The sequence below is a fragment of the Planktothrix mougeotii LEGE 06226 genome (assembly GCF_015207485.1).
Lineage (GTDB): Bacteria > Cyanobacteriota > Cyanobacteriia > Cyanobacteriales > Microcoleaceae > Planktothrix.
Genome location: NZ_JADEWU010000004.1, coordinates 131776 through 144025 on the forward strand (window position 1 = coordinate 131776; position 12250 = coordinate 144025).

The 12250-nt window shown below is 39.1% G+C and carries 10 protein-coding genes; 5 read left to right on the plus strand and 5 right to left on the minus strand.

Translation table 11 applies throughout. The features are described 5' to 3' along the window. Window positions 1-17 precede the first annotated feature (17 nt). Window positions 18-3038 (plus strand): excinuclease ABC subunit UvrA, encoded by a 3021-nt coding sequence (gene uvrA / locus IQ236_RS03385; protein ID WP_193867955.1) that lies wholly within the window; start codon window positions 18-20, stop codon window positions 3036-3038. Between the two features lie 161 nt (window positions 3039-3199). On the opposite strand, the gene IQ236_RS03390 is transcribed toward uvrA, so the two are convergent. Then, window positions 3200-3538 (minus strand): helix-turn-helix domain-containing transcriptional regulator, encoded by a 339-nt coding sequence (locus tag IQ236_RS03390; RefSeq protein ID WP_193867956.1) that lies wholly within the window; start codon window positions 3536-3538, stop codon window positions 3200-3202. Then, complete coding sequence (locus IQ236_RS03395; protein ID WP_407676135.1) at window positions 3525-3743, minus strand: type II toxin-antitoxin system RelE/ParE family toxin; 219 nt, start codon at window positions 3741-3743, stop codon at window positions 3525-3527. The genes IQ236_RS03390 and IQ236_RS03395 overlap by 14 nt, the downstream gene beginning before the upstream one ends. A gap of 194 nt (window positions 3744-3937) precedes the next feature. On the opposite strand from IQ236_RS03395, the gene rnc reads away from it, so the two are divergent. Continuing rightward, the gene (rnc, locus tag IQ236_RS03400; protein WP_193867957.1) at window positions 3938-5128 is read left to right on the plus strand and encodes a ribonuclease III; all 1191 of its coding nucleotides are present in this window, start codon (window positions 3938-3940) and stop codon (window positions 5126-5128) included. Between the two features lie 731 nt (window positions 5129-5859). Here rnc and IQ236_RS03405 read toward each other — a convergent pair. After that, window positions 5860-6864, minus strand: coding sequence for a phosphoribulokinase (locus tag IQ236_RS03405; RefSeq protein ID WP_193867958.1), 1005 nt, complete (start codon window positions 6862-6864; stop codon window positions 5860-5862). Between the two features lie 559 nt (window positions 6865-7423). Further along, complete coding sequence (locus IQ236_RS03410) at window positions 7424-7708, minus strand: hypothetical protein (RefSeq protein WP_193867959.1); 285 nt, start codon at window positions 7706-7708, stop codon at window positions 7424-7426. A 154-nt stretch (window positions 7709-7862) separates the two neighbouring features. On the opposite strand from IQ236_RS03410, the gene IQ236_RS03415 reads away from it, so the two are divergent. After that, entirely contained in the window at window positions 7863-8765 is a 903-nt protein-coding gene (locus IQ236_RS03415) for a LysR family transcriptional regulator (protein WP_193867960.1), read from the plus strand. Between the two features lie 13 nt (window positions 8766-8778). Here the strand turns inward: IQ236_RS03415 and IQ236_RS03420 are convergent, their stop codons facing one another. Beyond that, entirely contained in the window at window positions 8779-10251 is a 1473-nt protein-coding gene (locus tag IQ236_RS03420) for a site-2 protease family protein (RefSeq protein ID WP_193867961.1), read from the minus strand. Between the two features lie 66 nt (window positions 10252-10317). Here IQ236_RS03420 and IQ236_RS03425 point away from each other — a divergent pair, with 66 nt between their 5' ends. Together IQ236_RS03425 and IQ236_RS03430 are read left to right on the plus strand one after the other, a co-directional pair. After that, window positions 10318-10992, plus strand: coding sequence for an MBL fold metallo-hydrolase (locus IQ236_RS03425; RefSeq protein WP_193867962.1), 675 nt, complete (start codon window positions 10318-10320; stop codon window positions 10990-10992). Window positions 10993-11181: 189 nt separating this feature from the next. Beyond that, window positions 11182-12201 (plus strand): ABC transporter ATP-binding protein, encoded by a 1020-nt coding sequence (locus tag IQ236_RS03430; RefSeq protein WP_193867963.1) that lies wholly within the window; start codon window positions 11182-11184, stop codon window positions 12199-12201. Window positions 12202-12250: the final 49 nt, after the last annotated feature.

Genomic DNA, 12250 nt, shown 5'->3' on the forward strand with positions numbered 1-12250 from the left:
GTACGACTTGAAATGCAGTGAACTCAACATCACTTTCTGACCCCCTACCCTATCCCAACAACACCCCCAACAGAATTCGCATTCGGGGTGCGAAACAACATAATTTGAAAAATATTGATTTAGAATTACCCCGCGATCGCTTAATTGTATTTACAGGGGTTTCCGGTTCGGGTAAATCTTCCTTAGCCTTTGATACGATTTTCGCCGAAGGTCAACGTCGCTATGTAGAATCACTGAGTGCTTATGCGCGGCAATTTTTGGGACAACTGGATAAACCCGATGTCGATGCCATTGAAGGGTTGAGTCCGGCTATTTCCATCGACCAGAAATCAACGTCCCATAACCCCCGGTCTACCGTCGGGACGGTTACGGAGATTTATGATTATTTGCGGTTACTGTTTGGTCGTGCGGGTGAACCTCATTGTCCGATTTGTGATCGCAATATTGCACCCCAAACCCTTGATGAAATGTGCGATCGCATTATGGAACTTCCCGACCGCACTAAATTCATGATTCTTGCTCCCGTAGTCCGAGGGAAAAAGGGAACACACCGCAAGTTATTGTCCAGTTTAGCCAGTCAAGGATTTGTTCGCGTCAGGGTCAATTCTGAGATTTTTGACCTGTCCGAAAACATCGAGTTAGATAAAAATTATACCCATACCATTGAAATTGTTATTGACCGCTTAATTAAAAAGCCAGGACTGGAGGAACGTCTAGCGGATTCTTTGAGTACCTGTTTAAAGCAATCCAGTGGAATTGCGGTGATAGAGGTATTAGATGATACATCGGGCAAGGTATCCGCGTCGCGGGCTAACAATAAGTATATATCAACTGAGTCAAAAATTGCAAGATCTGGAGATAAAAAAGTTGCTGAAAATAGCGATAATTCTTACGAAGTAGAAACCGAAAATTTAGAAGCTTCATCTATTTCATCACAACTGGTTTTTTCGGAGAATTTTGCTTGTCCTGAACATGGGGCGGTGATGGAAGAACTTTCCCCTCGGTTATTTTCTTTTAATTCTCCCTTTGGTGCTTGTCCGAGTTGTCATGGTTTAGGACATTTGAGAACCTTTGCGCCTGAGTTAGTTGTTCCTGATTTAACTCAACCCGTTTATACCGCTATTACTCCTTGGTCAGAAAAAGATAATTCCTATTATTTATCAATTCTGCATAGTGTCGGTCAGGCGTTTAATTTTGAGATTACCACTCCTTGGCATCAATTAACTCAAGAACAGCAACACATTCTCCTCTATGGTTCAGAAGAACCGATTTTAATAGAAACCGATTCTCGCTACCCGGAAAACAAAGGATATTATCGTCCTTATATCGGGGTAATTCCATTATTACAACGTCAATATCAGGAAACTGCTTCGGAATTACAAAAGCAGAAATTAGAACAATATTTAATTGATCAACCTTGCGAAGTTTGTCTAGGAAAACGATTAAAACCGGAAGCGTTAGCGGTGCGTGTTGGACAATATCACATTCATCAATTAACAGCAGTTTCTATTCGAGACTGTTTAGACCGAATTAATCAGTTAAACCTAACAGAAAGACAGGCGAAAATTGCGGAATTAGTCTTGCGGGAAATCAAAGCGCGATTACAATTTTTACTCGATGTGGGATTAGATTATTTAACCTTAGCTCGAACCGCATCAACGTTATCAGGAGGAGAAGCTCAACGAATTCGATTAGCCACTCAAATTGGAGCGGGTTTAACGGGGGTTTTGTATGTCTTAGATGAACCGAGTATTGGGTTACATCAACGGGATAATACTAAACTATTAAATACCTTAATTAAATTACGAGATTTAGGTAATACCTTAATTGTAGTTGAACATGATGAAGAAACCATTCGGGCGGCGGATTATTTAGTAGATATTGGGCCAGGGGCGGGAGTGCATGGCGGTGAAATTGTAGCGCAAGGAAATTTAGAGATCTTGTTAAAATCAGAACCCTCTTTAACAGGTGCTTATCTCTCAGGACGGAAAAAAATTGAAACTCCCGCAGAACGCCGAATAGGGAATGGAAAAAGGCTTAAATTAGTTAACGCTAGTCGCAATAATTTAAGAAACATTACCGTTGAAATTCCATTAGGAAAATTGGTGAGTATTACCGGGGTTTCGGGTTCAGGAAAATCAACGTTAATGAATGAATTACTGTATCCGGCTTTACAACATCATTTTACTCGAAAAGTTCCCTTTCCTAAAGATTTAAAAGCAATAGAAGGGTTAGACGCATTGGATAAAGTGATTGTCATTGATCAATCTCCTATTGGTCGAACTCCGAGATCTAACCCTGCAACTTATACCGGAGTTTTCGATATTATTCGAGAGGTGTTTACAGCAACTATTGAAGCCAAAGCTAGAGGTTATAAAGCCGGACAATTTTCCTTTAATGTTAAAGGGGGACGCTGTGAAGCTTGTAGTGGACAGGGAGTTAATATTATTGAAATGAACTTTTTACCCGATGTTTATGTTCAGTGTGAAGTGTGTAAAGGAGCGCGATATAACCGAGAAACATTACAGGTGAAATATAAAGGATATTCCATTGCAGATGTGTTAAATATGCCTGTAGAAACGGCTTTAGAAGTGTTTGAAAATATCCCCAGGGCGGCGAGTCGTTTACAAACGTTAGTCGATGTCGGTTTAGGATATATTTGCTTAGGACAACCTGCACCCACGTTATCAGGAGGAGAAGCACAACGGGTGAAATTAGCGTCAGAATTATCTAAACGCGCAACGGGGAAAACGTTATATTTAATTGATGAACCGACAACGGGTTTATCGTTTTATGATGTGCATCAATTGTTAAATGTGTTACAACGATTAGTAGATAAAGGGAATTCTATTTTAGTCATTGAACATAATTTAGATGTCATTCGGTGTGCAGATTGGGTAATTGATTTAGGGCCAGAAGGAGGAGATAAAGGCGGAGAATTAATTGCTGAAGGAACACCGGAAGATATTGCTAAAAATATTAAATCTTACACGGGAATATATTTAAAACAAGCCTTAAAACAACATCTCCCCAAGTAGGATGGGCTATGCCCATCACATTTAATCAATATCCCTATGAAATCTTAAGTCAACAAATGATTAACTTAAATGCGGAATAAACCGGGTTTCTAACTGAAATTAATTGCATCCTATCAAGACTTATTCAGAAACTGGGTTTCTGAGACTAATACATTATTTGGTTATTCTTCATTCCCTGCTGTTTCTGGTTCTTTCACCTGAATTGAGATTTTAAAACCTAAAAGATCGACTAATTCCATAAAATTATAAATTGCAATACAATTGATTAATGCCACAGCTTGATCAAGTTTTTCTCGATTAATTTGATTAGAATCATAACTATAATTTAATTGACTGTGAGCCTCTAAAATATTGCTGATGACTTTTTTTAATAATTGAGGTTGATCGCTACCTTCTTCTAAAGCAACTTCAAGATAAGCTGCGGCTTCTTCTGGATCTTTCAGAGATTCAATTAAATAATTATGGTAACTATCACTAACGGGAATTTTAACGTCTTGCATTGTAGTCTCTCCAATATTCTTTTGCTTTTTTAATGTCTTTTTGCTGAGTGCTTTTATCTCCACCACAGAGTAATAAAATTAGGGTTAACCCAACTTGTCCAAAATAAATCCTATAGCCAGGGCCATAATTAATTTTAAATTGAAATACACCCTCTGAAGTAACATAACGTTCAATCTCCCTCGGTTGACTTTCCATCATGATCATTATAGCGATCGCTCATTTCCCAGTTTATCAAATTTGGGGATAGCCAAAAAATATCAGTTTTTCAGAAATCGAATATTATCGAGTTGTAGTTAAAGTCTAAGCTAACTCACCCTATAGTATCAAGCTGTTTTCCAGCACTGATAGGTGTGGTTTTTTTGTTGTTATCCAGTTTAGAGAAAAAGGATGAAGTCAATATGAAACTTAGCAACAATGAAAGAATTGGTCAATGCTTAACTTTATTAAGTCAAGTCTTGTCTCCTTACATTGAAGAAAAAATGAGATCAATTTATGGCAATGCTTGGTTTTCTCAGGTGAAACTTTGCATCTCGAATAAAAGTAATTCTAATCGCAGCGATGAAGAAATTCTTCAAGATATTTCTGTATTATTAAGTGTTATTAATCAACGATGGGATAAAGTTTTCAAAATATACTTATCTCCCGAAAGAGGTTTAGTCAATGAACTGATTGAAGTCCGAAATAAATGGGCGCATAATAATTCCTCGACTTGCTTTTCAGCAGATGACACTTTTCGTGCGTTAGATAGTATCCATCGGTTACTGGTTAAAATTGATGCTGAACAGGAAAAGCAGGTTGATGTACACAAACAAATTGTCTTAAAACTTCTGATTCAAGAAAAATCTCATTCAACTCAATCTAATATTTCTCAAGGGGATCAGAAAATTAGAGAGGAATTGAAAGAACTTTTAGATATCATTCCATTTCAAGATCCTAAATTATTATTCCGCGCATTAACTCATCGGAGTTATATGTTTGAAAATCCAACTAGAACAGAAGGAGATAACGAACAACTGGAATTTTTAGGAGATTCTGTCTTACAATTCTTAGCCGGAGATTTTGTATATGAAAAATATTTAGGTGAAGCAGAAGGAATATTGACCCAGAAACGAGAAAAAATTGTTAGTAATGAAGCGTTAGCAATAGTAGCCCAGGATTTGAATTTAGGAAAATGGATGAAATTAGGGAAAGGAGAAGAATTAACTGGAGGTCGAACTAACCCATCATTATTAAGTAATACCTTAGAAGCGGTTATTGGAGCTTATTATAAAGATTCTGGTATTGAGGCGGTTTGGGAATGGTTAAAACCGATGTTAGAACAATTAGAAACAATCAAAATTGAGCCTAACTCTTCTAAAATTTTACCGGATGCAAAAAATCGTTTTCAAGAGTGGGCAATCATTCAACACAGACAAAATCCTGAATATATTCTTATTGAAGAATCTGGAAGTGATCATAATAGAGTGTTTTGTGTGGAAGTTCTAGTCAATGGTCGTGTTTATGGTTATGGAAAAGCTAAAAACAAAAAAGAAGCAGAAAAGCAAGCTGCTAACGTAGCTTTACAAAAATTAGGATTAATAGACAGGTAAATCTGAGAAACCGGGTTTCTCTTTGAGATTAGTTATTATTAATCAAGATAACTTTAGAAACCCGGTTTCTGGGGAGACAGCTAAATGTTAGAAACCCACTTTCTCTTTAAGATTAGTTATTATTAATCAAGATAACTTTAGAAACCCGGTTTCTGGGGAGACAGCTAAATGTTAGAAACCGGGTTTCTCTTTGAGATTAGTTATTATTAATCAAGATAACTTTAGAAACCCGGTTTCTGGGGAGACAGGTAAATCTGAGAAACCGGGTTTCTCTTTGAGATTAGTTATTATTAATCAAGATAACTTTAGAAACCCGGTTTCTGGGGAGACAGCTAAATCTGAGAAACCGGGTTTCTCTTTGAGATTAGTTATTATTAATCAAGATAACTTTAGAAACCCGGTTTCTGGGGAGACAGCTAAATCTGAGAAACCGGGTTTCTCTTTGAGATTAGTTATTATCAATCAAGAACACTTCAGAAACCCGGTTTCTGGGGAGACAGCTAAATGTTAGAAACAAACTTTCTGTTTGAGATTAGTTATTATCAATCAAGATAACTTTAGAAACCCGGTTTCTGGGGAGACAGCTAAATCTGAGAAACAAACTTTCTGTTTGAGATTAATAAATATGTTATAGCGCTGGGCTTTCTCATCTAAAATTAAGATAAAAAATAACGCGAGATCAGTTTATCCCGCGTTATGTTGGTTTGAGTGAATCGCTAACCGTCAAAAACTTAGACGGTTGCTGCTACTTTTTCAGTAACTCCAACTAAGCGCTCGTAAGTTGCGCGCATTTTCAAGCCAACTAACACCTGGAATAATCCGCTACCATTATTGGAACCGGGATACTCTTGGTGTTCGCGGAGCAGATGGGTCATTTCCCCATAGTATTTTGTAGACAGGTTGCTTAAGTGTCCTTCGACGTAGATCATTTCATCAAGGTTATCGAATTGACCATCGACTTCGAGGAGAGACACTTCATTTCCGTAGTAGTTATCAGGGCCATAATACATTTTTAGACCCGGATAAGAACAGGTGAGTTTGCGTCCGCAAGGTGTCCAATGAATTGTCGATCCTTGATCAAATAAGTAGGCGGGTTCGAGTCCTTCCACCCCTTCTTTCTGTACCAGACGCACCCGCAGGATTTTGTGTTCTTTATCTTCAGCAATCAGATTTGTGGGCAGAATTTGAACCACCACATCAGCATATTTCTTTTGGGGGTCAATATAAGCTTCAAAATCAGGACGACGGGCGTTAATAGCGGCGAGAACATCTTCATAACGATGGCCGCGTTCTGCCATGTCACGCTGAATTTTCCACGAAATTTTAACTTCGTCGCTGATATCGAGATAAACACTAAAATCTAGCAGCGCTCGCACCCGTTCGTCATATAACGGATGTAACCCTTCAATCACGATAATATGATTCGGATCAATCCGTTCGGGGGGATCGATCTCGCCAGTTTCGTGGTTATAAATGGGTTTATCAATAGAGACACCATTTTTAAGAGCATTGATTTGCTCATACATTAAATCAAAATTATTAGCTCTAGGATCTAGAGCCGTAATTCCGGTTTCTTTACGTTGCTTTCGATCTAAACAATGATAGTCATCTAAACAGATAACCGTCACAAAATCTTTTCCAAAGATGTCTGTTATTCGACGTAAAAATGTTGATTTTCCGCACCCGGAATCTCCAGCAACGCCAATTAAAACCACGCGATCCGGCTTATTTCCCATCTTCCTCTAACCTAAAAGAAACTGTTGACAATTTAATCATTGAATTTTGAGTATTAAAACTATCACCAACGCCAGCATTGTCGAGTCCTGACCTCATCTGAAGGTAAAGTAAACCTCAACTTATGGTAGTGAACAGACTCCCGACTGACAGAAGGCCTTGCACTCAGGCAAGCTAAGTATTTAATACTAACTTTTGTTTCTGATTTTACCAGAAGGGGATCATCCCCACAAGGCTTAATCTGAATATAGTTACAGATTATGGGTCTTCGGTAAAGATGTTGAATCCCCAACTTTGTAATTTTCTTCCTTTTATCCGCTTTATGGAGGTCAATAACTCAGCTATGTCTAGGTTTACCCGCTTTGGGTCAGGTAATTGTCATCAGAATAACATTTTTGATTCTAACTTGAGATGATGTCTTGACGTCTGATCCCGATTGTCCCCCAAAATTATTGAAGGTCAGCAGGAAAAACCAGGATCAGTTTAGCAGAACGCATTCTTGGGTTGTAAAATCCGTTATACAGGGTTGAGAAGTGCTGTATCTAAACACCTAAATTCCCTTTAAAAACGATATCGCTCTTCAATCCAAATTCGCATTTCCTCTTCTGATAAATGTTCAACAAAGCAATGGGTTTGCGGATCAAAGGCATTCCAGTAGCGTTTGCCTTCAGCATCAGAGGATAACCAAATTTTGGGTTCTTTTCCCGCCGTGACCATCGCGATCATTTTATTCCAAGTGGATTGAATTTTTGTCAGAAAATGGCGGGATGAGAAAACGGGTTTTGAGGTGGACGGGTGAAGGGAGTTAAGGGAATCCAAAATTAAATAAACGGTGAGATTATTCATAACAATTTCTCTCCTCATTACAGAAGAATTTGAGAGTTTTTAGCGGTTAAACTTACTCTATTTCCCTTACAATAAAAAATCAACGGATAACATCGATAGGTAATATCGATAAAATCGATAGATAGAGCAGTCACGGAAATAGGGTATTGTGGCTATGAATCCCCAAAATTTGAAACTCTCCCAACTCCGAGCGTTAGTCGCCGTTGCTGAGGCGGGAAACTTCAGCGAAGCTGCATTGAACCTGAATTTATCCCAGTCTACGGTGAGTCATGCGATCGCCACCTTGGAAGCTGAATTAGGCGTTATCTTGATCAAACGGGGACGATATGGAGCGGTTTTAACGCCTTTGGGAGAAAGGATGGTCAGTCAAGCGCGTCAAATTCAAGAGATTTTAGCGCAAATGGTTCAGGAAGCCAACCGCGAAAAAGGATTACAAGGTGGCAATATTCGGATTGTTTCGTTTCGCAGTGTTTCGACTCATATTTTACCCTCTGTGATTGCTCAATTTCGCAACCATTTCCCAGACGTGACGGTGAGTTTAACAGAATTTGATGATACCCCAGAAATGGAACACGCAGTTCGCACGGGACAAGCGGATATTGGATTTACTTATTTACCCACCAGTCCCGAATTTGAAGTTTGGGAAATTTTAAAAGATGATTATATCGCCATTCTTCCTCCCCATTATAACATTAATAGTTCCCGTTTAACCTGGGAACAATTAGTATCCTATCCCTTAATTCTCTCATCAACCAGTTGTTGTTCTTCGTTGATTTTAAAATATTTAAAAAAAACGAATTTTCCTTTAAATATTGCCTATCATGTGCGAGAAGATTCAACAATTTTAGGCATGGTGGCTCAAGGTTTAGGAGTCTCAATTATTCCGGGTTTAGCAGCACGTCCGGTTCCCCCCCTCGTTCAAGTTTGTCAATTACCCGATCCCTTAATTCGAGTCATCGGTGTAATGGTCTTAAAAAATGCCCTCCATTCTCCGGCGGTTTATACCTTTTTAGATGCCTTAAGACAGGTTGGACGCTTTAATAAAAAAGCGGTTTAACCGGATTTTAAGATTAATAATTCAACCATTGACCAACAACAGAAGGCATGGGTAATAAAATCAACAATAATAACCCCAAGGTGACAAACCCAATAATATCTCGAATATTATTCAATTCACTGACATCATTTAAGGCAGGTTCATCTTGTAACGGAAAAAAGAATAATAACAAAGCTAAGGCTATAAATTCACTGTGGATTAATGCTAAAATTAAGATAAAAAATCGAGTGAATTGACCCATCACGAAACTGGTTTTTTGACCAAACATAGCATGAACCAGATGACCCCCATCTAATTGTCCCACTGGTATTAAATTAATTGCTGTGACAATGAATCCTAAATATCCCGCGATCGCCATCGGATGTAAATGAATCGCTTGTTCAGACGTGAAGGCATCCCCTAATATTAATTTACTCAATATTGTTAATAAAAACGAAAAACTTGGATTCAAGGATTCAAAATTTAAAAATCCAGAAATTTTCGGATCAAAGGGAACAACCGTTGACTGATTTAACCCTAAAATTAATAACGGTAAACTGATGATAAATCCTGCCCAAGGCCCAGCAATACTGACATCAAATAACGCTTTCCGGTGGGGAAACGGCGATCGCATTTGGATAAACGCCCCCAAGGTTCCTAACCAAAATGGAATGGGTAGAAAATAAGGTAATGTCGCTTTCATTTTATACCGAATCGCGGTTAAATAATGAGCTAACTCATGAATTCCTAAAATTGCCATTAAGGACAAACTATAAGGTAATCCAGATACTAATAAACGGGGATTTGCTTGCCAAGCATCTAGGGAAATATTCTCCATTTCCACACCTGCCAATGTTGTTGTAAACAAAGTAATTAATATCAGTGCTAAACATAAAATTGGACGGTTTAAAACATCAGGATTGAGTAAATTTTCGGTATTTTCTGGATAAGGGTTAGGAACCAACGCAAAAAAGGGTTTATCTTTGAGATCCTGTTGAAAGGCAATTAAAAAGCGATCGCTAAATTTAGCTTTAATATTATCTCGAATCGTTCGATAAGCTACATCAGGATTAGACCGTAATTGACCCCGACAAATCACAGCTTGTAGTCGATATTCAATATGATGCAGGGGAAAAACAGTCCAAGGAAAACAAGTGCGAAGAATGTCTTCTTCTTGTTGATCTAAAGGACGAGGTAAGGGGGGATTTTCCACAGGAAGACTAGGTTCGGTTGGGGTAGCGGAGTCTGATGATGTAGGCGGCGGAAGACGACCCCATTGGACTAAAAACCAATATAAACAGGGACAAGCAATAAAAGGAATAATGACTAATTCTGCGGGAATTGGTTTTTGATCATAAGCAAACATCCAGGTTCCCCAAATGAACGCCGGAGTCATCATCACCAACCATAGCAACCAAATGGGAGTTCGAGTAATTTGAGCAACTCCCCGTTGTAGAAGCCAATAGGTCATCAACCCTAAAATCAGTAACCAAAATAACATGATCATCTGTCGTTTTAATTCAATAAACAAGTTCGATTAAAATCAAAAATTGAACCTAAAAAAAATAACGATATGTCCCAGGAGCGTTCTGTCCCCAAACTTCCCCGGCTTGTACTGGAAAATATTTATGCTTTCCCACCCAACCGGGACACCTTGGGCGGAACTGCCTATTTTATTGTAGAGAACCAGATGAACATCTTGATCGATGCGCCGCCCTGGAATGAAACAAATCAGCAATTTTTAGAGCAACAGGGAGGTGTTCAAGGGTTATTCATTACCCATCGGGGTGCAATAGGTTCATCACGAGAGATTCAAAACAGATGGGGATGTCAGATTGTCATCCAAGAACAAGAAGCTTATTTATTACCGGAGTCAACGGTAACAACCTTTGAGACGGAGTTAAGGCTGAGTTCCCAAAGTTCGGTTTTTTGGACACCTGGACATTCTCCTGGTTCATCTTGTCTTTATTTTAGGGGGCAGGCCGGGGTTTTGTTCACCGGACGTCATCTCTTACCCAATCTCCAAGGTCAACCTGTACCCCTCCGCACCGCCAAAACCTTTCACTGGCCACGACAGCTAAACAGTATTCGATTCATATTGGAACGCTTTAATTATGATACCTTGCAGTATATTTGTCCGGGTGCAAATACAGGAGCATTACGAGGAGAACGCTTGATTAATCATGCTTATGAAAAATTGGCAAGTCTTGATTTAGAGGGGTGTTTGTTGAGTCCAGCTATTCTCTAGGGAAAGAGAGATACAATACAAAAAAGGAAATTGTTTAGAAGTATGAAGGCAGTTGAGCCGTTAACGGTTAACAGCCAACCGTCAACCGTCGTTGGGGCAGGTTTATCAAGATTTTTGTTGATTAACCAGGCTCTCCCAGAGTCCGCCCGTACCCGTCAACACCCTTAATTTATTTAAACGTGTACTATTATGATTGCTGCTGTTGTAATCCAAAATCTACAAAAATCCTATGGCTCTATCCGGGCTGTTAAAGATGTGTCTCTTGATGTCCAACCGGGGGAAATCTTTGGTTTACTTGGCCCCAATGGCGCCGGAAAAACCACAACCCTGCGTGCATTGTGTACGTTAATTACTCCTGATGCTGGACGTTTAGAAATATCGGGTATTTCTGTGATAGACCAACCGAGATTAGCTCGTCAACGCTTAGGTTATGTCGCTCAGGAAGTCGCCCTTGATAAAGTCTTAACTGGACGGGAATTATTGCAATTACAAGCCGCCCTTTATCATATCCCTCGTGCTCTGATTGCAGAACGAATTCATCAGGTTACGAATTTATTAGGATTAGAAGATTGGATTGATCAAAAAACCGGAACCTATTCTGGGGGAATTCGGAAACGCTTGGATTTAGCGTCCGGGTTACTGCATCAACCGGATTTATTAGTATTAGATGAACCGACCGTTGGCTTAGATATTGAAAGTCGGGTCGCAGTGTGGAATTTCCTCCGTCAATTAAGAGAAAATGGCACAACGGTTTTAATCACCAGTCATTATTTAGAAGAGGTGGATGCTTTAGCAGATCGAGTGGCAATTATTGATCAAGGTGTGGTGATTGCAACGGGTACACCCTCTGAGTTAAAAGATCAAGTTGGAGGCGATCGCATTACCCTGAGAATTCGAGAATTTTCGCCGTTGGAAGAAGCCGAAAAAGCCAAAGCCTTATTACAATCTCTCGCTTTTGTACAAGAGATTATTATTAATAATGCTCAAGGCAATTCTTTAAATTTAGTCGTTCAACCTCAAAGTGATGCGTTGTTTACGATTCAACAGGCGTTAAAAGATGCGGGTTTACCGACCTTTGGTATTGCCCAATCTCGGCCCAGTTTAGATGATGTTTATTTAGCAGCAACCGGTCGAACTTTACTTGATGCTGAAATTGCAGCAGCCAGTAATCGAGATTTAAAAGCTGAGAAAAAGAAAAGTATGCGCTAGAAACTGGGTTTTTAATTCCCGACCCTGAACAGTCAACCCTCAATCGTTA